This is a genomic window from Phyllobacterium lublinensis (assembly GCF_020164435.1).
Taxonomy (GTDB): domain Bacteria; phylum Pseudomonadota; class Alphaproteobacteria; order Rhizobiales; family Rhizobiaceae; genus Phyllobacterium; species Phyllobacterium lublinensis.
In genome coordinates, this window is the sequence record NZ_JAIUDQ010000002.1 from 230,277 (window position 1) to 252,057 (window position 21,781).

General features: G+C 57.5%; 16 protein-coding genes. All 16 read right to left on the reverse strand.

What is annotated here, in order from left to right; genetic code table 11:
- Positions 1 to 70: 70 nt before the first annotated feature.
- On the reverse strand, positions 71 to 8,698 hold the full coding sequence (locus K9U38_RS04100; protein ID WP_224493068.1) for a glycoside hydrolase family 94 protein: 8,628 nt from the start codon (positions 8,696 to 8,698) through the stop codon (positions 71 to 73).
- 292 nt (positions 8,699 to 8,990) lie between these two features.
- Positions 8,991 to 10,028, reverse strand: coding sequence for a sulfate/molybdate ABC transporter ATP-binding protein (locus K9U38_RS04105; RefSeq protein WP_224493069.1), 1,038 nt, complete (start codon positions 10,026 to 10,028; stop codon positions 8,991 to 8,993).
- A gap of 15 nt (positions 10,029 to 10,043) precedes the next feature.
- Positions 10,044 to 10,925: a sulfate ABC transporter permease subunit CysW gene (gene cysW / locus K9U38_RS04110; protein WP_224493070.1), complete on the reverse strand. Its 882-nt coding sequence runs from the start codon at positions 10,923 to 10,925 to the stop codon at positions 10,044 to 10,046.
- Complete coding sequence (gene cysT / locus K9U38_RS04115) at positions 10,915 to 11,775, reverse strand: sulfate ABC transporter permease subunit CysT (protein ID WP_224493071.1); 861 nt, start codon at positions 11,773 to 11,775, stop codon at positions 10,915 to 10,917. Before cysT ends, cysW begins: the two co-directional genes overlap by 11 nt.
- 4 nt (positions 11,776 to 11,779) lie before the next feature.
- A complete protein-coding gene (locus tag K9U38_RS04120; RefSeq protein ID WP_224493072.1) occupies positions 11,780 to 12,811 on the reverse strand; it encodes a sulfate ABC transporter substrate-binding protein in 1,032 nt (343 codons plus the stop codon).
- A 266-nt stretch (positions 12,812 to 13,077) separates the two neighbouring features.
- Positions 13,078 to 13,257: a hypothetical protein gene (locus tag K9U38_RS04125; RefSeq protein ID WP_224493073.1), complete on the reverse strand. Its 180-nt coding sequence runs from the start codon at positions 13,255 to 13,257 to the stop codon at positions 13,078 to 13,080.
- A 14-nt stretch (positions 13,258 to 13,271) separates the two neighbouring features.
- Entirely contained in the window at positions 13,272 to 13,799 is a 528-nt protein-coding gene (locus K9U38_RS04130; protein WP_224493074.1) for a hypothetical protein, read from the reverse strand.
- Positions 13,759 to 13,941 carry a hypothetical protein gene (locus tag K9U38_RS04135; RefSeq protein ID WP_224493199.1) on the reverse strand — a complete coding sequence of 61 codons (183 nt, stop codon included), beginning with the start codon at positions 13,939 to 13,941 and terminating at the stop codon, positions 13,759 to 13,761. Before K9U38_RS04135 ends, K9U38_RS04130 begins: the two co-directional genes overlap by 41 nt.
- A gap of 240 nt (positions 13,942 to 14,181) precedes the next feature.
- Positions 14,182 to 14,769 (reverse strand): SCO family protein, encoded by a 588-nt coding sequence (locus K9U38_RS04140; RefSeq protein ID WP_224493075.1) that lies wholly within the window; start codon positions 14,767 to 14,769, stop codon positions 14,182 to 14,184.
- On the reverse strand, positions 14,769 to 15,296 hold the full coding sequence (locus tag K9U38_RS04145; protein ID WP_224493076.1) for a copper chaperone PCu(A)C: 528 nt from the start codon (positions 15,294 to 15,296) through the stop codon (positions 14,769 to 14,771). The genes K9U38_RS04140 and K9U38_RS04145 overlap by 1 nt, the downstream gene beginning before the upstream one ends.
- Before the next feature lie 23 nt (positions 15,297 to 15,319).
- Positions 15,320 to 16,681, reverse strand: a complete 1,362-nt coding sequence (locus tag K9U38_RS04150) for a PepSY-associated TM helix domain-containing protein (protein ID WP_224493077.1) — start codon at positions 16,679 to 16,681, stop codon at positions 15,320 to 15,322.
- An 80-nt stretch (positions 16,682 to 16,761) separates the two neighbouring features.
- Entirely contained in the window at positions 16,762 to 17,145 is a 384-nt protein-coding gene (locus K9U38_RS04155) for a hypothetical protein (protein WP_224493078.1), read from the reverse strand.
- Between the two features lie 79 nt (positions 17,146 to 17,224).
- Complete coding sequence (locus K9U38_RS04160; RefSeq protein WP_224493079.1) at positions 17,225 to 17,770, reverse strand: HutD/Ves family protein; 546 nt, start codon at positions 17,768 to 17,770, stop codon at positions 17,225 to 17,227.
- Complete coding sequence (gene hutU / locus K9U38_RS04165) at positions 17,770 to 19,440, reverse strand: urocanate hydratase (protein ID WP_224493080.1); 1,671 nt, start codon at positions 19,438 to 19,440, stop codon at positions 17,770 to 17,772. The genes K9U38_RS04160 and hutU overlap by 1 nt, the downstream gene beginning before the upstream one ends.
- On the reverse strand, positions 19,440 to 20,243 hold the full coding sequence (gene hutG, locus K9U38_RS04170; protein WP_224493081.1) for an N-formylglutamate deformylase: 804 nt from the start codon (positions 20,241 to 20,243) through the stop codon (positions 19,440 to 19,442). Before hutG ends, hutU begins: the two co-directional genes overlap by 1 nt.
- The gene (gene hutH, locus K9U38_RS04175; RefSeq protein ID WP_224493082.1) at positions 20,240 to 21,781 is read right to left on the reverse strand and encodes a histidine ammonia-lyase; all 1,542 of its coding nucleotides are present in this window, start codon (positions 21,779 to 21,781) and stop codon (positions 20,240 to 20,242) included. Before hutH ends, hutG begins: the two co-directional genes overlap by 4 nt.

The following is a 21,781-nucleotide window of genomic DNA, read 5'->3' on the forward strand; positions in this document are numbered from 1 at the left end:
TTCAGGCGTTTGAGACTCGCCGGCGAAGCACCGCCAGCGAAAAACAACGCTGGCGGTGTTGACATTGGTATTAGCTGACGGCCGTCGCTGTCATGTCCGCTAGAGCCTTGGTTGGCGGAACTTCAACGAGGACTTTGTGTTCGCCAGAGTCTTCCAGAGGAATTCCACCATCGGGCTTGGCCAGCTTCTTGCCGTTGACGGTGATTTTCTTGCCGCCCTTTGCAGCTGGCTTGACTTCCACAGTGTAACGCGCATCGCCATTGCGCAGAACAAAGCCAAAGCCGTCCCAGTCCGAAGGCAGGGCAGGGTCGACAAACAGCCGGTCATTCTGGCGGCTGATGCCGAGAATGCCTTCGGTTGCCACGCGATAGAGCCAGCCAGCGGAACCCGTATACCAGGTCCATCCACCCCGGCCGCGCATTGGATCGACCGAATAAACGTCAGCGGCCACGACATAGGGTTCCACGCGGTAGGACTCTGCCTTTTCAGCATCCAGGGAGTGGTTCACCGGATTGAGCTTCCGGAACCAGCGATAGGCTTCATCGGCATCGCCAAGTCTGGCCATGGCGAGCACGGCCCAGGTCGCAGCGTGGGTATATTGCCCGCCATTTTCACGCACGCCAACAGGATAGCTCTTGATATAGCCTGGATCGTGACGCGACTTGTTGAACGGCGGCGTGAACAATTTGAGGATATCGACCTCGTCGTCGACGAGATGCATCGCCACCGAATGCATGGCCTGCTTTGCCCTGTGAGGATCGCCATAGCCAGACAATACGCTCCAGGACTGAGCGATCGAATCGATCTTGCACTCTTCGCTTTTCTTGGAGCCCAGTGGCGAGCCATCGTCAAAATAGCCGCGGCGGTACCATTCGCCATCCCAGCCGTCTTTTTCCAGCGCCGCCTTGAGGCGTTCAATGTGAGCTTCCCAGCGCTGGATCCGGTCGGTATCCTTGAAGCGTTTTGCGATGGGCAGTACGTCGCGCAACGTGCTGATCAGGAACCAGCCGAGCCAGACACTTTCACCCTTGCCCTCTTCACCGACGCGGTTCATGCCGTCGTTCCAGTCACCCGTCAGCATCAGCGGCAGACCGTGTGAGCCAGTGCGTGCGATGGCAAGATCGAGCGCGCGTGCGGCATGCTCGTAGACGCTGACCTTCTCTGCGGAAATTGTCGGCTGGTAGAAGGCATCGTGTTCGCCATCTTCAAGCGCACGCCCTTCGATGAATGCCACTTGCTCGTCAAGGATGCTCATGTCACCGGTAACGGATGTATAATGGGCAATGGCATATCCGAGCCACACCACATCATCGGAAATCTTCGTCCGCACACCTGCCCCCGTGGTCGGCAGCCACCAATGCTGAACATCGCCTTCCTTGAACTGGCGCGCGGAGACATTCAGAATCTGTTTTCGCGCAAGCGAGGGGTCAAGGATCAGCATCGACAATGTGTCCTGCAACTGGTCCCGGAAGCCGAACGCGCCACTCGCCTGATAGAATGCGGAGCGCGCCCAGATGCGGCAGGCAAGGCTTTGGTAGGGCAGCCAACGATTGACCATGACGTCGAATGCGTCGTCGGGGGTAGTAACCTGCAAACCATCCAGGAAGTTGGCCCAGACCGCCTTTGAGGCCGACAGGGTTTCGTCGAACGGGCGCACGCTCTGTTCGGCGATGATGCGGCGCGCCTCATCGGCATTGCCGGCGTCGCCCATGTAGAACAGGACTTCCCTGGTTTCTCCGGCAGGGATGTCGATGTCAATCGCCAAAGCAGCGCATGGATCTCCACCGGCCTCAACAAGGTTCGACAAGGACTTGGCCTGAAGCACTGCCGAAGGCCGATCGACCGTGCCGAGCGTACCAAAGAATTCGCTGCGATCGGCTGTAACCGATTGCGGCTTCAGGCTGCTCGCAAAGAACGCAACATTCGTACGCCTGTCGATACCATAGGGGTTCCGGGCAAAGAGCGCGCCGGTTTCCGCATCGGACGATGGCACTATGAATGGGGCGGTCTTGGCGCGGACATTGCCGAGCAACCACTCCACGAAGCCGTAGACACGCAAGCGCTTGGCCGCGCTGCCGTGGTTGGCGATCCTGAGGCTGGATACGCGCACGGGCAGTTTGGGATCGATCGTGTGGGTCAATTCGAGGCCGACATTGCCATGCCGCGACCCGAAGATGGAGTACCCCTGGCCATGCCGTGTCTCGTATTGCACGGAAGGATCGCGCAACACGGAAGCGGTGGGAGCGAACGCGATATTCTTGTCGAGATCGACCACGTAGAGCGCTTCGCCGGACCGGTTAATGACCGGGTCGTTTGACCATTGCGTCAGCTGGTAGTCACGACTGTTTCCGGACCAGGTGAAGCCAGCACCTTCAGCCGAAACATGGAAGCCAAAGCCCGAATTCGAAATGACGTTGATCCAGGGTTGCGGCGTATGAGTGTACCCGGAAAGACGGGTGACATATTCGCCGGTCTTCATGTCAAAGCCACCGAAGCCGTTCCAGAAGGCTAAATCGTCACCGTAAACCTTCGCGTGACGCTTGCTCATAAGCTGTGTCGGCGCGGGTGCCATACCGCGCAGGTCCTCAACCTCGGGTTCAGCGGCTGCCATTGTCTTGCCCCTCGTTTCCGTAACAGGAACAAGATCCAGGCTAAGGTCTTCCATGCGTTTCAGCTGCTCGGCCAAAGAGCCGTTTTGCGCGTGCATCACGATGCGGGCGGAGGCCAGCAGCGTGTTATAGCTGGCATCACTCATCTGATCCCGGCGAACAGTGAAGATATGAACGCGCGGCCCGAGTTGGGCACCACGAGCCCGGCTGTTTTCGCAGATCGCCTCGAGCCCACGCTGGAAGTCCTGGGCGTAGGAGAACGAGCGCTCGTTGATGACCACGACATCGACCACCAAGCCCTTCGCGCGCCAGTATTCATGTGCTCTCAGGAGATTGCGCAACGTCTCCATGTCGGCTTCGTCATCGATGCGCAGGGCGAGGATTGGGAAGTCGCCCGAGATGGACATGGGCCAAAGCTCGGATTGACTGCCAAGGCCGCTTGCGATGCTTTCGGATGGCATCCGCACAATCTTGTCAGGATAGATCAGGCATGTTGCTACACGCTGGAAGACTTGGGCTTCGTCGGGATTGATCCCGATATGGTGGAGCCGCACCTGCGAACTCGTCCAGGACAACGAGAATTCCCGGGCGAAGCAATCGGGGTGACGGAAGCGTGCGACGACCTCTTCCAGCTCGTGACGGTTCGGCCGTACAAGCGTCCAGAACACCAGTGTGACCTTCTTGTGTGCCGGTACGCGAACGCGGCAGCGTAGCGAAGCGATTGGATCGAGCACGAATCCCTGACTGCCGCTTAGCGAGGCACCTTCGTCGAATGCGGCCGGGTTGCGCAACGAGCGACCACGGCCAATGAACGCGCGCCTGTCGGTTTCGGCCTGGACTTCGCGCATTGCGCCCGAGCTGTCGCTGACCATATGCGCAACATGTATGTCGGGTTCACCGCTGCCGCGTTTGCGGCGCGTGGCGTAAATGGCGTCGCCACGCTGGTCGATCTCGGTCTCGACGAACATCTTGGCAAACGCCGGATGGGCAGTGTCGGTATCATCATTGGTCAACACCAGTTCGGCGTAGGACGTAACCTCGATGATACGATCCTTCGTTCCGGTATTCGTGATGACGATGCGTCGGCCCTCGCCATCGGAATCCGAAGCGACGATGGTTTCGACGGTTGAATGCAGTGTGCCGGTTTCCTTGATGAACTCCGCCTTGTAGTCGGTGAAGATCGTCGTGCTCTTTTCTCCGGGCACCCGTACCGGGTCGCCGGTTGCAGACCACCACTCGCCACTCTCCATGTCCCGGAGGAACAGGAACGTTCCATAGCCGCTTTCCAGAATGTCTGGTTGGAAGCGCGTGATCGCAAGCCCGTTCCAGCGGCTGTAGCCGCCGCCATTGGCGGTGACCATGACGGAATAATGGCCATTCGACATGACCTGCGTCGCACGGGGAGCACTGAGCGGATTCTGGATGATGTGGATCGATGGCGTCTCTTCGCTGCTTTCCACGGCCTTGCGCATCGGATTCTCGGCCTTGGCCTGAAGAACCGGGATCTCGCGCGGGGCCTTCTCCTGGAGCAGCAGTTCGGCAGCTTCGATGACTGGATCCGCATGGAACCGGTCACGCATGCGACCCTCAAACACCACGTTGTTGACCGCAACGATCGACATGCCGTGATGGTGCGCCATGTAATTACGCACTATCGCGTATTCTTCATCTTCCCGGACGCGGGACTTGGTGAAATCAACAGCGTCGTAGAAGCCAAACTTGCCCAGCGCGCCCATGTCACGCAGGCGTCTCAGATTCTTCACGGCCGCGGCCGGCTGATACTGGCTCGCCATGATGCTCGCATAGGGTGCGACAACGTAGTTCTTCGACAGCCCTCGCTTGAGACCAAGTGTAGGGACGCCGAAATTGGTGTACTGATAGTTCATTTCCGGGTCGCGCGCATTGTAAGCGGCCTCGGAAATTCCCCACGGCAGCCCCTTGGATTCACCATATTCGATCTGACGCTGCACAATCAGTTTGTTGGTTTGATCCAGCATGCTGCCGAGCGGTTCGATCATGACCAACGGTGGCATCAGATATTCAAACATCGAACCGGACCAGGAGATCAGCGCGCCGCGCCAGCCAACGGGAACCAGCAGGCGGCCAAGGCGGAACCAGTGATCGACAGGAATATCGCCCTTGGCGATGGCGAAGAGGCTCGCGAGCCGTGCTTCGGAGGCCAGAAGGTCGTAGCAGCTTGCGTCGAGTTCATTGGATTCCACGCGGAAGCCGATTGACAGCAGTCGCCGTTCCTTGCGCTCCAGGAAGGTGAAATCCGTATCGAATGCCAACTGCCGGGCTCGTGTTGCAAGCGTCACCAGTCGCTCGCGCAAGACGTCCGTGCCTTCATGGGAACCAATGGCATCGTCGGTGTGCGCCTGGCATGTTTTGACAAGCAGGAGTGCCCACTCATTGGCCGTTGCACTGAGTGGACTTTCTAGTTCGCTATGTAGTTCCTCGGTCAGGCGCTGAATGTCACCGGCGAAGAGAGAGAGATTGATCGTGCGCAACGAAGCCGTTTCCGGCTCTTCCTTGATCGTTGTTATCGCCCGGCGGAAATTGGAAACGCGCTCGTCGAGCCGGCGGCGCAACGGCCTGAGTACCCGACGGTCGTCAGGAATATCATTGATCGCTTCCTCGAGGATATCGCTGACATCGAGTACGCCGTCGAGATCGCTCTGAAGGTAGACGGATGGGGCTTCGGCCCATTTTTCGAGCGCAGAGGACAGAGCGACGAGATGGCCCGCAAGATTACCGCTGTCCACCGCCGAAACATAGAGCGGCAGCAGGGGACGCAAAGTGGTCGTCTCATACCAGTTGTAGAGATGGCCCCGATATTTCTCCATCTTTTCAAGGGTTTCGAGCGTCTGATCGATGCGGGTCAGCGTTTCGTTAAAGCCGATCCAGCCGAAATCCCGGGCCGCAACGGTCGAAAGCAGGTACATGCCGATATTGGTGGGCGATGTGCGCGTGGCGATGACGGGATGAGGGTCCTCCTGGAAATTGTCAGGCGGAATGAAATTCTGCTCCTTGGTCACGAACGTATCGTAATAGTGCCATGTACGGCGGGCAAACCGGCGGAGTTCGCTTTTGTCGGACGATCGAACGTTCAGGTCGTCGAGAGGTTTGGCCGAGCGGCTGACCAGCCATGCAATCATTGGCGACAGGAACCAGATCAGGGCGAAGGGCACGGCAATAAACCATGCGCGGCTCTGGACGGCGAGCGGCAAACCGATCGCAATCACGGCAACGACGACGGCTGGCCACATCAGTTGTACGTAATAGCTGAGAGTATCGGGGGAACTCGTTTTGGCCTGGGCCGCAGCGCGCCATTCGAGAAGATGCTTGCGTGATATGAACAGGCGATAAAGTGTGCGCGCGATTGCGTCGGCCATCAGGCAGGCCATATTGGCAACGAACGTGACACGCAGCGCAATATCCGCGGCCCCGGAAAACACATCAGTCAGGATTGCCTGAACATGCCCCTTGAGCGAAAGGTTCATGTCGGTCGGGACGAGATTGGTAAACAGGATCATCGTGGGAACGATGAACATGCTGAAGATCAGGAAGCATTGCCACAACGCAGCCAGTCCAGGCGGCAGCAATGTCCAACCGGCTATCGCCGCGATGATCCAGAATATCGGCGCGAGCGAACGGCGAAGATTGTCGACCATCTTCCAGCGGGTGACGGCAGTCACACCGGGCTTGGTGCTGAACAGGTAGGGGAGAAGTTGCCAGTCACCGCGGGTCCAGCGGTGGTGACGGGAAATATCGACATTGTAACCGGTCGGATAGTCCTCAACCACCTCTACGTCGCTGACGAGCGCACTGCGTGCGTAGCCGCCTTCGAGCAGGTCATGGCTGAGCACCGAATTTTCGCCGATCTTGCCTTCAAGCGCAGCTTCGAAGAAGTCGATGTCGTAAAGGCCCTTGCCCGTGAACGTTCCTTCGCCCAGGACGTCCTGGTAAACATCGGACACGGCAAAGACATAGGGGTCGATACCGCGATTGACGGAGAAGACTCGTTGCAGGAACGAGGCGTCATCACCGGTTGTCAGCGACGGAGTTACACGGGGCTGAAGCACAGCGTACCCGCTGACCACGCGGCCCGACTTTGCCCTGTAGATGGGACGATTGAGGGGGTGGACAAGCTTGCCGGCCAGGCGATTTACCGAGTCAGGTGTCAGGCGGGTGTCAGAATCGAGCGTCATTACGAATTTGATGTCGGTCGGAACTTCCTCGTTCGAGGGGAAGTATGTCGTGTCCTTGTCGCCGCGCAGGAGCAGATTGAGCTCGTGGAGCTTGCCGCGCTTGCGCTCCCATCCCATCCAGCAATTCTCCTGCGCATTGTACAGACGCTTGCGATGCAGGAGGAAGAAGCGCGGATTGTTCTGAGTATAATGGTTGTTGAGCGCGGTGATCTTCTCGCGGGCGTAATCGAAGATGTCGAGATCGTTATCGGTCTGTTCGACCTTGCTGTCGGCCCAGTCCGTGAGCAGTGCGAAATAGACTTCCCCGCGAGGATTTGTCAGGTAATGCACTTCGAGATTGCGGATATGCTCATCCACGGAATCGCGCGATGTGATCAGCGTCGGGACAGCGACGAGGGTCTTGGCCTCCTGAGGCAGCCCGTTCTTGTACTCGAAGCCGATCAGCCGCGTTGGCGGCATGAACATGGGTATGATCCAGTTGACGAAGCCATTGGCCGTTTCCATGGCCGGAAAGACAGCCAGAAGCGTAAAGACGAGTGTCAGGTCGGCCGGAAGGCCGGACCGGCGAAGCCAGTAATGGATTAGCAGCAGGATGACGATTGAGAAGAAAGATGCCGGCACCCAAAGCCCGGCCAGGCCGAGTTTCCGATAGAACCGGACCCAGCGTTCAAGGATTGTCGGACTATAGCTGCAGGTGGCCTCGAGATCCAGGCGGCCTTCTCCGGCAAGGTAGTAGCCGACATCGCGTTTCCGCTGCTCCGTCACGCCGCCTTCTTCGCCGGTTTCCTCTGCGCTTTTCTGTGCAAGGCCAAGGGCGGCCTCGGTGATATCCTGTTCGCTTTTACCGGAGCGGCGCGCGATTTTTTCGATGGCAACGCGGTATGCGTTACGCGAATGGAAATCGAGGGCGTCGAAGTTTGAATGCTCACGCAGGACGGCGTCCACGCCGCTGACCGTCTCGAACCAGGTGATCCAGTCGACGTCGTCGATGGATTTCAGGCTGCGGATCAGATTGCCCATCGTCACGCCGCCAGTGGATTGGCGTGTGTGTTCCTGGATGATGGCATCTTCGGCATCACTGCCGTTCTTCTCGAGCTCCTCTTCGAGCCAGGCCACTGCGGCGCCAGAATGGGTTGCGCCGCCGCGCAGGCGATAGAGGAGGTGCGTGGCAAAGGTGCTGTCACGTGCCGCTGTTGCATATTGCGCCAGAAGCTGCGGCAGACCGTCCTTGTCGGCGTTCAGCGTGATCTCGTCGGCGACACTGTTGGCGTAGGCGCGCATGCGGCGGGCCCGTTCGACGCGCAATGAAAGACGGCGTGCGTTTTCGATTAGGATAAAACGGACGGCAGATGGCAACGCCCACAATTCGCCGATATGGAGGGGTTCGACGGTTTGGAAGCCCTCGACGATGGCACTGAGGCTGTTGAGCGAAAACTGGCTGTCGGTATGCGCAACATACAGCCATGCCAGCGCCATGACCCGCGGTATTTCCGGCCTGCTGGTCAGCGACGGCAATTGCCGGAAAAACTTCTTTGGAAGGTCGCGCTCGACCTGCTGGATGTTCTGGTCGACGAGATAATAATTGTCGAGCAACCACTGGGCAGCCGGCGTAATGGTTTCTCCCTTGCGTGCTGCGGCATCGGAAGAACGATAGGAATGCAGGATGAGCCGCGCGTTCTCGACCGTGCGCTGCTCGAAGACCATGGGCTCATAGTCGGGCAGGCGAACATCCTCGCCTTTGGCCACTCGCGCTCCCAGATCCCTCAGGTCATCAATGGATTTGTAATGGGCCCTGATTGGATTGGGCTGGACAGAAAGGATCTGGCCAACAGTTTTCTTCTGGGATGCGAATGCTTGAAAAAAACTCAGTACGGGCATTTACCTACGTTTCGGTTGAGAAGAAAAATCTTCGATTTCAGCACAGGGTTTAAGCGCGGGTCGAGCGCCCGCCAACAAGTGTACGATCTAATCCGGTCACGGCAATTAAGCTATCATCACTTTTATCGTTAGTGATCAGTTTTGATGAAAATGAGTCAGATTTCTATTAGGCTTTATATGTAGTTTTGCATAGACGCGCGAACACTACGGACGGCCAGCAAGGTCCCCCGTCAAAGCAAAAAAAGACCGGAATTTGAAATTCCGGTCTTCAACATGGATGCACGCCCTGCAATCAGCTTCGTGGAAACACGCGCCAATGCTGCGGGCGGAAAGCGATCCCGCTCATTTCCTTTGCCGGATGATCGGCGGAAATACCGATCTCGATGCGTTCGGCGTTACCACCCAACTCGAGCTCAACGCGCCTGGTAGCGCCGACCCGGCGGCTCGCCACGACCGTCCCCGTAATGCACGCGTCAGAGTCTTTGACGAGGGCGACATCGTGAGGTCTGAAGTAGAGCCACGCATTGCCATCAGGCAGGTCGCTCTTCAGGCCGATCCTCCGGTCGGCAAGCCACAATTCGCCATTCTCGACGCGAACGTCGATCTTGCTTGATTCGCCAATGAAGCTGTAGACAAACGGCGAGTTCGGCTTGTCATAAACCTCGTCGGGAGTACCGATTTGTTCGATCCTGCCCTGGCTCATCACGACGACACGGTCGGCGAGTTCCAGTGCCTCGTCCTGGTCATGGGTCACAAAGACGGTCGTATGTTTGGTCTTGTCGTGAATTTCGCGCAACCATCGCCGCAATTCCTTGCGCACTTTTGCATCGAGGGCACCAAAAGGCTCATCCAGCAGCAGGATGCGCGGCTCGATTGCCATTGCGCGTGCCAGTGCGACGCGCTGCCTTTGGCCACCCGAAAGTTGGGCTGGATAGCGTTTTTCCAGACCTGAAAGTTGAACAAAATCAAGAAGTTCAGAGGAGCGCCGGCGGATTTCGTCACTGCTCGGACGGCTGGAATTAGGCCGAACTTTCAGGCCAAAACCGACATTGTCGATCACAGTCATATGCCTGAACAGCGCGTAGTGCTGGAAGACAAAACCAACATTGCGTTCCTGTACTGACTTCAGTGACGCGTCCTCATCCCCGAAGAAAACCTTGCCTTCGGTCGGCGACTCAAGGCCGGCGATCAATCTCAAAAGCGTCGTCTTTCCCGAGCCCGATGGCCCCAGCAGAGCGATCAATTCCCCCGAATTGATTTCGAGCGACACGTCGTGCAACGCCGGAAAGCGATCGAATTCCTTGCGTACACCACTTACGCGAACGTCCATATTTTCTTATCCTTCTCAGTGTCCGCCAGCTGCGCGAAGCTCGGCCCCGTATCTCAGCTCCAGAAGCGTCTTGAGAACGAGCGTCACAAGAGCCAGCAGGGCCAAAAGCGAAGCCACCGCGAAAGCAGCGACAAAATTATACTCATTGTAGAGAATCTCGACATGCAGCGGCATCGTGTTTGTCAGGCCACGAATATGCCCCGAAACGACGGAAACGGCGCCAAATTCCCCCATGGCCCGGGCGTTGCACAAAAGCACGCCATAGAGCAAGCCCCATTTAATATTGGGAAGAGTGACATGCCAGAATGTCTGCCAGCCATTTGCCCCAAGGGACAGTGCGGCTTCCTCGTCTGTCGTACCCTGGTGCTGCATCAGCGGGATCAGTTCACGAGCCACGAAAGGGAAGGTCACAAACATTGTCGCAAGGACGATGCCGGGCACTGCGAACAGCACCTCGATCCCATGAGATTTCAGCCAGGGTCCAAGCACGCTGTGCGAGCTGAACAGCAATACGTAGACAAGGCCGGAAATCACGGGAGAAACCGAAAAGGGCAGGTCGATCAGCGTGGTCAGGAAGGCCTTGCCCTTGAATTCAAACTTGGCGATCGTCCATGCCGCCACGACGCCAAAGATGAGGTTGAGCGGAACGGCAGTGGCTGCCACGAGCAGTGTCAGCCGGATGGCTGCCTTCGCATCGGGTTCGACCAAGGCAGCAAAGAACTCTGCCGGTCCCTTGCGGAAAGCCTCCACGAAGACGGAGACAAGCGGCATGAAGAGAAACAATCCAAGAAATACCAGTGTGATGGCGATCAAGACATAGCGCGCGGTGCGGCTTTCCGTTGTTGCGGGGTTCCAGACGTTCCCTATCGGTTCGGATTGTGACAGGTCATGTGCCATAGCCATACCTCCTGCGGCTCCACGCCTGAATGAGATTGATAATGAAGAGCATGGCGAAGGAGAGCAGAAGCATGATGGCTGCAATCGCTGTAGCGCCGGCGTAGTCGAATTCCTCAAGCCGGATGACGATCAACAGGGGCGCAATCTCTGAAACGTATGGCAGATTGCCTGCGATGAAGATGACAGAGCCATACTCGCCGACCGCTCGCGCGAACGCCAGGGCGAAACCGGTCAGGATGGCTGGCTGCAACCCAGGCAGCAATACGCGGGTAATCGTCTGGAATCGATTGGCGCCCAAAGTTGCCGCTGCTTCCTCGACCTCCTTGCGGATCTCCTCCATCACCGGCTGAACAGTCCGGACAACGAATGGGAGGCCGACAAAGATCAGGGCAATCGTGATGCCGATGGGCGTGAACGCGACCTTGATACCCAATGGTTCCAGAAACTGACCGATCCAGCCATTTTTGGCATAAAGCGACGTCAGAGCGATGCCGGCAACTGCCGTCGGGAGCGCAAACGGCAGATCGACGATGGCGTCGATAATCCGCCGGCCCGGAAAACGATAGCGTACGAGCACCCAGGCGACGATCACGCCGAACACAACATTGATGAGAGCGGCCACCAATGCAGTACCGAAGCTGATCTTCAGGGCATTCACCGTGCGTGGATCAGATGCGATCTGCCAAAATCCGGTGAAACCCAGCGATGCCGAGCGCCATACGAGGCCTGTTAAAGGGATAAGTACAATCAATGCAAGGTAGGCAAGAGTGAAGCCGAGCGTCAGTCCAAAACCTGGAATGACACTCGGCCTCTTAAACCGCCAACCCGCTTTCGCCAGGTTGGAAATCATGCTGTTACTGTTTCGGCTTATAAATCTGATCAAACGTTCCGCCATCTCCGAAGTGGTAGGGCTGTGCTTTCGCCCACCCTCCAAAGATTGGATCATCGATCGTCACCAGTTTCAACTCCGGTATTTTTTTCAGCACATCGGCAGGCACCAATTCGGGTTCAGCCGGGCGATAAAAATGCTTGGCAGCCAAGGTTTGACCTTCTTCAGAATAAAGATACTGGAGATAGGCTTCGGCAGCCTTACGGGTGCCCTTCGCATCTACATTCGCGTCGACCACCGCAACGGGTGGCTCGGCCAGAATTGACTGCGGCGGGACGACAATATCGAACTTGTCTTCACCAAATTCTGCCAGTGAAAGATAGGCCTCGTTTTCCCACGCCAGCAGAACATCGCCAAGTTCGCGCTGGGCAAAGGTTGTCGTAGATCCGCGCGCACCGGTGTCCAGGACCGGAACATGCTGGAAGAGGGTAGCGATGTAATCCTTGATCTTGGCTTCATCGCCGCCGTACTGGCCATAGGCCCATGCCCAAGCTGCCAGATAATTCCAGCGGGCGCCACCAGACGTCTTGGGATTGGGGGTGATGACTTCTACGCCATCCTTGACCAGGTCACCCCAGTCCTTGATCCCCTTGGGATTACCCTTGCGCACCAGAAACACGATCGTCGATGTATAGGGAGCGGAATTGTGCGGGTATTTTGTGCGCCAGTCAGGATTAATTTTGTTGCCCGCTTTCACGATGGCCGAAATGTCGCTTTCGAGCGCAAGCGTTACCACATCGGCGTCCAGCCCGTCGATGACCGCACGGGCCTGCTTGCCCGAACCGCCATGGGATGTCTGGATCGTTACCGTCTCACCGGTGTCCGCCTTCCACTTCGCGGCGAAGGCGGCGTTGAAATCCTTGTAGAACTCGCGTGTCGGGTCATAGGATACGTTCAAAAGTGTCGTGTCCGCTCGTGCTGCAGACATCGGCTGGAAGGCGACAGTTGCCGTTAGCAAAGCCGCCGCCAGAGATAGGGAAAATCGAAAGTGTTTCATGCCTGCCTCCGTGTGATCAGAACTGAAGCGTAGCAGAGGCCCATCAAAGAGGGGCGTTAGAAAGAATTCCTTTTATACGGAAATATTAGAAAATTCTACCAGATGATCATAGTCTACTGAAACAGTCGTCTAATCACACGGGGCATAGGATTTCAAGCTGGCTTCAAGGGGCAGCCGAGACCGCATAAACGGCTGCGCAAGGGGGCGCGTGGATGGGCCGGGCGATACCAAACCCGCGGCCAAATCGGCCGGATGCAGCAGGCAGATTATTCGCGCAACAGAAGCTTTATTGATGCTGCATCAGCCAGTTTCAAATAGCTGGCAGTGGACGTCAGGACCGCATTTGCAGTCTTATGCGGCGTAATCGGCATCACAAAGACTGCAGCCGTCAAAAGTGCAGTTGCTGCAACGGAAAGGCGGCGTTCCAGGCGCGAATTGATGATCATGCTCTGTTCCCTTCTTAATGATATTTGGCCCGAAGCGGGCGAGCGATAATGTCGTCGATCACGGATTTGGGGATTGGCAGAAGCACCTGTTCCATCTCCACCAGCGTTTCCGCAAAGGCGATCGCAGCATTCTCCACATCCTCATAAAAAGAGGGGCATGCCATGGCATTGAGGCATGTTCGTGCCGCAACCATGTCGCAATTCTGTAGGCCGGCGATCAGTCCCAATGTCAGGCATTCTTCCCGGCAAACATGGTGGGATCCGAACGGGAAGGTTTTCAGTGGGCAGAGTGCACAATGCCGCAGAGTGCGAATGAAAAACGACAGTTCGGAAAGGGCGCGATTGCCGTTACGGGTGCCCAGAAGCTCACTGTAAAGGCCAAAAGCCATTTCCCAAGCGACGACAGAACCGGTCTCAAAGCCGGCAGTCCAGCGCCGATATCCCTCGAGTACCAGTTTCTCCGGTGTGCGATTGAAGTAGCAGCCGTTGCCATTGCCTGTTTCAGATGCGTGTGGATACATCGCCACTCCCATCCTGTTCATTGTTGCTGATAAAGGCGAACGGTCCGCTCCGGAACGAATGGTCACGAAGCTGCGTCAGCCTGTTCCGGCCGGAAGTAGCGGACGTTGGCTGCGGATGCAGCACCGAAACCACGCGCAAGCGTGGGAGAAAAAGACCTATCATAGGGTCCTCCAATCGAAAGGGTTCAAGGCCCAGACATCAAAGGGATGTGCTCGTACTTCCGCATAAAGCCGGGGGAAAATTGCAATGTCAAATACTAAATCTTTAAAAGCTGTAAAAATATCAATAGGTTAGAATAATTCTAGAAAACATGAGTTTTTTAGTATACAATTCTCCAAAATGACGCCGATTGCGGCATTCGAACCCTGGCTTTTGCCGGGGGTGAAGTGGGTTTCCCTGAAGTCAGCCTGCAACAAGCAGTCTTAGCTTCTTCAGCGCAATATCCGGACTTTCCTTGTAGTCGATCGTGCTCTTGAGCCTGGCATTTCGATCCAGCAGCATGACCGAAGCCGTATGGTCCATGGTATAATCGCCATTTTCCGTCGGCACCTTCTTGGCGTATATCCTCCATCCCTTGATAAGTTTTTCCATCTCCACAGGGTTTCCTGTAATGCCGGTAATACGGTCGGTGAATGCCGACGTGTAGCCCTTCATGACCTCCGGCGTGTCGCGTTCCGGATCGACCGATATGAAGAACACCCGCAGGTCCTTTCCCTCATCGCCAAGGTCGTTGAGCCAGCCGGCCATTTCGAACAATGTCGTCGGGCAGACTTCCGGGCAGTGGGTGAAGCCAAAGAACAATGCGGTCGGGTGCCCCTTGAATGCGGCTTCCGTGATGGTTGCGCCATTCTGATCGACCAGCGTGAACGGCGCACCAAGCTGGACCGCAGCTTTGTCGCCAAAGCGGGTATTGGCGTAGGTGAATACGAGGAAGAGCGACAGAGCGGCGATAACCGCCCAGACGGCGATGCGAAGGACGCGGTAATTCATCAGTGATGTTCCATGCTGGTTGCGTTTGCTCGCCCAACCATGAATTGGACCTCGACCTTGCCGGCTTTGGCGAATTCAAGTGTCACCGGGATGCTCTCGCCCTGCTTGAGCGGCTTGGCAATGTCCATGAGCATGATATGCGTTCCGCCGGGGGCGAGTTGGGCGTTACCACCTGCCGGAATTTCGAGCCCGTCTTTCAACTGGCGCATCTGCATCACATTGCCGTCCATCTTCATCTCATGCACCTCGACACGGGCGGCAGCGGGGCTTGAACCGCCGATCAGACGGTCCGGTTCGTTCGATTGATTGGCAATGGTAATGTAGCCACCGCCAACCTTGGCTCCGGGCAGCGTGGCGCGTGTAAACGCACCGCTCAACACAAGGTCACCCAGCTTGACGGATTGGGCCATGCCTTCACTTATGGCGGCGTCCCCCTTGCCCATGGCGGAGTGATCGTGGGCATGTGCGACAAGCGATGCGGGAATGGTCAGCAGTGCGAGCGCAGCAACCAAGGTAAAAAATCTCATTGGAAATCTCCAGTTCCGATTGTTCAAGAGAAGACACGCTTCAGGGGCGACGGGATACGCAGGATCAACTGGTCGATGACGAGCATCGTGAGTATCGCAAATCCGGTCAGCGGAAAGAGGACGCCGAAGCCGAGAATGACGAGGGTGAGAATGGCGAATACGCTCCTCTGCGACGGCATGGGCGGTACACCAAACCGGCCCGATGGACGCCGTTTCCACCACATGACAATAGCCGAGACCGACGTCAACATGATGGCGACGCACGTCATCAGCATGACGATCTGGTTGGCAAGGCCCAGGTACTCGCCTTGATGCACGCCGATACCGAGCTCTATTGCCTTGGCGCCAGTGCCGTAATCGGCAAACTTGATGTCCACAAGCGGCTTGCCGGTGTACTGGTCGAAATGGATCGTCCGTTGCTTGGCGATGTCTTCCGGGAATACGGCAGCCGTGTAGACACCATCCATCCCTGACGGCAACGACACTTCGAAACCTGGAACCATGCCAGCCGCAGCCGCTGAAGCAACGATCTGGTCAATTCCAGCCGGTGCAGACCCATTTGATACCGATATTGGCAAGGGGGCGTTTTCGACAGTCCAGCCCGCATTCGTCAGTACCTCGCCGGTCGGAATCTTGGAAACTGGAACATCGTCCCAGAGCTGCGACGGGTAGCCAAGGCCGGCATTTGTCAATGTCGTGTTGACTTGGCTCCCCCAATAGCCTGACCAGGGCATGCCGGTTATGGCAAGAAAGAAGATCAGCGCTCCGGCGACTGCTCCTGTCACCGCATGGACATCGCGCCAGAACACACGCTTGTCCGGCGTACCGCGCACACTCATGACGCCACCGGTCTGCTTTCGTGGCCACCAAAGATAAAAGCCGGTGACGACCAGGATCAGTGCGAGCCCGCCCACGGCTTCAACGATACGATTGAAGGCAGATCCGAAAAAGTCGAGGCTGTGGATCTTTTTGACGACCCAATTAAACTCTTCCTTCTCACCCACCTTGCTGAGCACCGAGCCGCCGTACGGATCGACGTAAACCAGGACGTTGCCGTGACCTGTGCCGACCGTGACACGCACCGATTGCACTGGCGTGGCAGATGCACGATAGCGAATGGCTTTCGATCCAGGCTCTGCAGCCTCGGCATTGGCAACCAGCAGTGACGGCGCCATCGCCTCGCCGCGTGCTTGCACGACATTTCGGTAAGCGAACACGGTATTGTCGATTTCGTCCTTGAAAAGATAAAGGCTGCCCGTGACCGCAAGGTTGAGCATGAAAGGAATGACCAGGAGGCCAGCGAAAAAATGCCAGCGCCAAATGGCGCGGTAAAGCGAAAGACTAATGTCGTTGGGCTTCTCGGAAGCCACGCTTGAGACGGTCATATTTATTCCAATCGTCTGACAGCAAAGGAATCGGACTGCAGGCGCAGTTGCGCGGCACGCCGTAAAAGGCGCGATTTGTGTCAGGCGAGAGGTGGCGCTTGGGGCAGGGCTGATGGCGGATAGAGGCTGCGAGTAACGAAAATGGTTTCGCGTTGAACGGCGAGCGACTGCGCCGGATTAACCGTTGGCCCGGATGAGACGGGCGGGACCGGCAGAATGAACGATGCAGAGAGACGGCAAGCCTCGCAACCCGTGCCATGCCAGGCAGTCTTGTGCTGCTCTTGGTCGCCGCTGCCGGGGAGGCAGAGTACGGGAACAGTTCCGTCAGGCAATGTATAGGCCGCAAGATCGATTTGATCGGCAGATCCAGCCGTGACGGGATTATGAGCGAAGGCAACGAATACGAGTGCCACTGCGCAGAGCATGCGCATGGCCAATCGCCAATCGTTCCAGATCTTTCGCATCCAAACCCCAATATTCCGACAGAGCATTCAAATACATGGACCGCGTGCCGAAATCCATGCGGCAAAGCGACAAAGCCTGTCAGATTACTTTTATCTCGATGAGCCAGGCATCTTGTGGCCCGCTCCCGAAAGCCAACCGTTCGAAACGCGAAAGGTGAATAACGTCATCAACGGCAAGCACTTCTCCGGTCGCAGTCTCTGCTTTCGAGCGAAAGAGCACGAACGTTTCATCGGCATTGGCCACGATGTCCCCTTGATCAACGCGGTTGATCTCAGCGCTGAAAATGCCTCGCCTTGTCATCACGTTCAGATCGGTAACTGCGCAGAACACCTCGGCACGTGTTGGTGTATCTCCGGGGAAGGTGATGGCCTCGTAGGTTGGCCCCATCAACACCGCGCGGTCATCGCCGATTGTCAACAGCATCTCGCCGTCAAGTACGGCCAGCACCCGATCGATATCGGCAAAGGCAGAAAACAGGCCGGAATCCTGCACTCTTGCCATGCTGATGCGCCAGTCAAAATTGCTGACTGTCGCATCAGGGGGCGAGATCGCAACCTCCGTCGTAACCCCGCCACCATTCTTCCATGGCATCTGCCGGTGGCTGCCGGCGCGCAGGATGCGCATCAGCCGAGAATACCTGGCAGGTTGAGGCCCTTCTCCCTGGCGCATTCAATGGCGATTTCGTATCCGGCGTCGGCATGACGCATGACCCCGGTGGCCGGGTCATTCCAGAGCACGCGCCCAACCCTCTCGGCGGCATCTTCGGTGCCATCGCAGCAGATGACCATGCCCGAATGCTGCGAATAGCCCATCCCTACGCCGCCACCATGATGCAGCGATACCCAGGTTGCCCCTGAAGCAGTATTGAGCAAGGCATTAAGGAGCGGCCAATCGGACACGGCATCCGATCCGTCCTTCATTGCCTCCGTCTCGCGATTGGGCGAGGCGACCGATCCAGAGTCGAGATGATCGCGGCCAATCACGATCGGCGCTTTCAACTCGCCATTCTTCACCATCTCATTGAAGGCGAGGCCGAGCCGATGACGGTCGCCGAGCCCCACCCAGCAGATACGGGCTGGCAATCCCTGGAACGCGATACGTTCACGCGCCATATCGAGCCAGTTGTGCAGATGAGTGTTGCCGGGCGTCAGCTCTTTCACCTTGGCGTCTGTCTTGTAAATGTCTTCCGGATCGCCGGAAAGTGCTGCCCAGCGGAAGGGCCCAATGCCGCGGCAGAACAGCGGGCGGATATAGGCGGGAACGAAACCGGGGAAGGCAAAGGCGTTCTCGAGGCCCTCGTCCTTGGCGACCTGGCGTATGTTGTTGCCATAATCGAGCGTCGGGATGCCGCGATCCCAGAATGCGATCATGGCTTCCACGTGTTCGCGCATTGAGGCGCGCGCCGCTTTCTCCACGGCCTTGGGATCGCTCTCGCGCTTTTCGCGCCATTCCGCCATGGTCCAGCCTTTTGGCAGATAACCATTGATCGGATCATGTGCGGATGTCTGGTCAGTGACGATGTCTGGCCGTACGCCGCGGCGCACCAGTTCCGGCAGCACTTCGGCGGCATTGCCAAGCAGGCCGACCGATTTGGCTTCGCCGGCCTGGGTCCAGCGATTGATCATGTCCAGCGCTTCATCCAGCGTCCCGGCCTTGGCGTCGACATAACGTGTGCGCAGGCGGAAGTCGATGGAGTCAGGATTGCATTCAACCGCAAGGCAGCAGGCGCCGGCCATGACGGCGGCCAGCGGCTGGGCACCACCCATGCCGCCAAGACCGCCCGTCAGGATCCATTTACCCTTGAGGTTCCCACCATAATGCTGGCGGCCAGCCTCGACAAAGGTCTCGTAGGTGCCCTGCACGATTCCCTGCGTGCCGATGTAGATCCAGGAGCCGGCAGTCATCTGGCCGTACATGGCCAGACCTTTCTTGTCGAGTTCGTTGAAATGGTCCCAGGTCGCCCAGTGCGGCACGAGATTCGAATTGGCGATCAGGACACGCGGTGCGTTTGCGTGCGTCTTGAAGACACCGACCGGTTTGCCGGACTGGACGAGCAGGGTCTCGTCCTCATTCAGTGTCTTGAGAGTCGAAACGATCTTGTCGAAATCATCCCATGTGCGTGCGGCGCGGCCAATACCGCCATAGACCACAAGTTCATTGGGATTTTCGGCGACATCGGGGTCGAGATTGTTCATCAGCATCCGCAGCGGTGCTTCGGTCATCCAGGATTTGGTGTTGAGCTGATTGCCGCGCGGAGCGCGAATTTCCCGGATGTTGTGCCTTGGATTGTTCATTACCTGCTCCCCAGTTTGATGGCGGTCTGTTCGATGATTTCGAGAATGTCCTTGAGATGCCTGCGCAACTTTTCCGCCTTGCCTTCGTCGAGTGCGAAAGGCGGTGCCTCCGTGGCCAGATGCGATGACTGTGTCAATTCCATCTGGATCGCATGGATGCCGGATGATGGCTTTCCGTAGTGACGCGTCGTCCAGCCGCCCTTGAAGCGGCCATTGATCACCGCGTCGTAGCCGCGCGCCGCGAAAACGATGCGACCAACTGCAGAGGCGATTTCCGGTGAACAACTGGCACCCTCATTGGTCCCGATGTTGAAATCCGGCAGCTTGTCTTCGAACAGGAAAGGGATGCGCGAACGGATGGAGTGACAATCGTAGAGAACGACAAGCCCGTGTTCCTTCCTTACCCTCTTGATCTCCTCATAGAGCGTGTCGTGGTAGGGACGATGGAACTGCTCAAGGCGAAGCTTTGTGTCGGCAGGCGTTGGTTTCTCGCCATCGCGCCAGATCGGCTTGCCGTCGAAATCCGTCTCAGGGATGAGTCCAGTGGTGTTTTGTCCTGGATAGAGGCTGACACCTTGCGGATCGCGGTTGGCGTCGATCACGTAGCGATGAAAAGTCGCCCGCACGGTTGTGACATTCGGCAACAACCCGTCGTAAAGCTGATCGATATGCCAGTCCGTGTCCGCAAGGCGCTGGCCGTTTTCATCAAGCCGGTTCCAGACATCGGCAGGAACGTCGGTTCCCGTATGCGGAAAACCGAGGATGATCGGGGATGACCCCTGTTTGACTTCGACCACAGTCATAGGCGCGTTTCCAGCATGGGAAGAATGCCAGCGGAGATCGCCGCGTTGAGTGCACCTGATGCGATGAGGTCTGCGATGGCCTTCAGGTCCGGTGCCATGTAACGGTCGTCATCAAGCGTCGGCACTGTCTCACGAATAACGCCATGCGCACTGGTGAGTTCCGGACTGGTTTGAAGAGGCGCTCGCAGGTCGATGCCCTGTGCAGCGGTCAGGGCCTCGATGCCGATGATCGAGAAGAGGTTGTCGGTCATCTGCAGCAGGCGGCGCGCGCCATGGCAGGCCATTGACACGTGATCTTCCTGATTGGCGGATGTGGGTGTTGAATCGACAGAGGCCGGGTGCGACATCTGCTTGTTTTCGGACATCAGCGCCGCAGAGGTGACTTCTGCAATCATGAGGCCTGAGTTGAGCCCCGGTTTTCTCGCAAGGAACGCCGGCAGGCCATAGCTCAGAGCCGGGTCAACCAGCAATGCAATGCGACGTTGCGCGATCGAGCCAATCTCACAGATCGCGAGGGCAATCTGGTCCGCCGCAAAGGCCACAGGCTCGGCGTGGAAATTGCCACCGGAGACGACCGAACCATCGCCGAGCACCAGCGGATTGTCTGTCACCGCATTGGCCTCGATCTCCAGTGTCCGGGCAGCCATGCGCAAAAGGTCCAGGCAGGCACCATCCACCTGCGGTTGGCACCGGATGCAGTAGGGATCCTGCACGCGCTCATCGCCTTCAATATGACTCATGCGGATAGGGGAATTTTCGAGTAGCTGACGCAGCGCCGAGCCCGTGTCAATCTGGCCGCGATGGCCGCGCAGGCTATGAATATCGGGATGGAATGGTGCTGATGATCCCATTGCCGCATCGGTGGACATTGCGCCAGTGACAAGCGCTGCCTGGCCCGCGCGATGGGCCCGGAACAGACCTGCCAGGGCCAGTGCGGTTGAGACCTGGGTTCCGTTGATGAGCGCAAGGCCTTCCTTTGCGGCAAGCACGACGGGCAGCAATCCAGCTTCGCGAAGGCCCGCCGCGGCTGGCATCTGCTTGTCATTGAAGACGACGTCGCCTTCGCCGATCATGGCGGCCGCCATATGTGCGAGCGGTGCCAGGTCACCCGAGGCACCCACGGAACCTTTTTCGGGAATGATCGGGATGACACCCTTCTCGAGCATGGCCTCCAGCAGGTCGATCAAGTCAAGGCGTACGCCGGAAGCCCCGCGCCCGAGCGAGATCAGCTTCAGCGCCATGATCAGGCGCACGATGTTTTCGGGCAAAGGTTGGCCGACCCCGCAACAATGCGACAGGATGAGATTACGCTGCAAGGTGCCCACATCCGCGGCATTGATCTTGATTGAAGCAAGCTTGCCGAAACCGGTATTGATGCCATAGACCGGTACGTTACCGCCGGCGATTTCCGCAATGCGCCTTGCAGCCGATTTGATGCCTGCCCGAAAGGACGGATCAAGCTTCACGGCTGTACCTTGCCAATAGATTGTTTCCAAAGTGGAAATTGGCACGGAGCCGGGATTGAGAACAACGGTCAT

Coding starts and splice junctions, on each gene's coding strand:
- K9U38_RS04100 (WP_224493068.1), bottom strand. CDS start 8,698: ATGCCCGTACTGAGTTTTTTTCAAGCATTCGCATCCCAGAAGAAAACT.
- K9U38_RS04105 (WP_224493069.1), bottom strand. CDS start 10,028: ATGGACGTTCGCGTAAGTGGTGTACGCAAGGAATTCGATCGCTTTCCG.
- cysW (WP_224493070.1), bottom strand. CDS start 10,925: ATGGCACATGACCTGTCACAATCCGAACCGATAGGGAACGTCTGGAAC.
- cysT (WP_224493071.1), bottom strand. CDS start 11,775: ATGATTTCCAACCTGGCGAAAGCGGGTTGGCGGTTTAAGAGGCCGAGT.
- K9U38_RS04120 (WP_224493072.1), bottom strand. CDS start 12,811: ATGAAACACTTTCGATTTTCCCTATCTCTGGCGGCGGCTTTGCTAACG.
- K9U38_RS04125 (WP_224493073.1), bottom strand. CDS start 13,257: ATGATCATCAATTCGCGCCTGGAACGCCGCCTTTCCGTTGCAGCAACT.
- K9U38_RS04130 (WP_224493074.1), bottom strand. CDS start 13,799: ATGAACAGGATGGGAGTGGCGATGTATCCACACGCATCTGAAACAGGC.
- K9U38_RS04135 (WP_224493199.1), bottom strand. CDS start 13,941: ATGATAGGTCTTTTTCTCCCACGCTTGCGCGTGGTTTCGGTGCTGCAT.
- K9U38_RS04140 (WP_224493075.1), bottom strand. CDS start 14,769: ATGAATTACCGCGTCCTTCGCATCGCCGTCTGGGCGGTTATCGCCGCT.
- K9U38_RS04145 (WP_224493076.1), bottom strand. CDS start 15,296: ATGAGATTTTTTACCTTGGTTGCTGCGCTCGCACTGCTGACCATTCCC.
- K9U38_RS04150 (WP_224493077.1), bottom strand. CDS start 16,681: ATGACCGTCTCAAGCGTGGCTTCCGAGAAGCCCAACGACATTAGTCTT.
- K9U38_RS04155 (WP_224493078.1), bottom strand. CDS start 17,145: ATGCGAAAGATCTGGAACGATTGGCGATTGGCCATGCGCATGCTCTGC.
- K9U38_RS04160 (WP_224493079.1), bottom strand. CDS start 17,770: ATGCGCATCCTGCGCGCCGGCAGCCACCGGCAGATGCCATGGAAGAAT.
- hutU (WP_224493080.1), bottom strand. CDS start 19,440: ATGAACAATCCAAGGCACAACATCCGGGAAATTCGCGCTCCGCGCGGC.
- hutG (WP_224493081.1), bottom strand. CDS start 20,243: ATGACTGTGGTCGAAGTCAAACAGGGGTCATCCCCGATCATCCTCGGT.
- hutH (WP_224493082.1), bottom strand. CDS start 21,781: ATGACCGTTGTTCTCAATCCCGGCTCCGTGCCAATTTCCACTTTGGAA.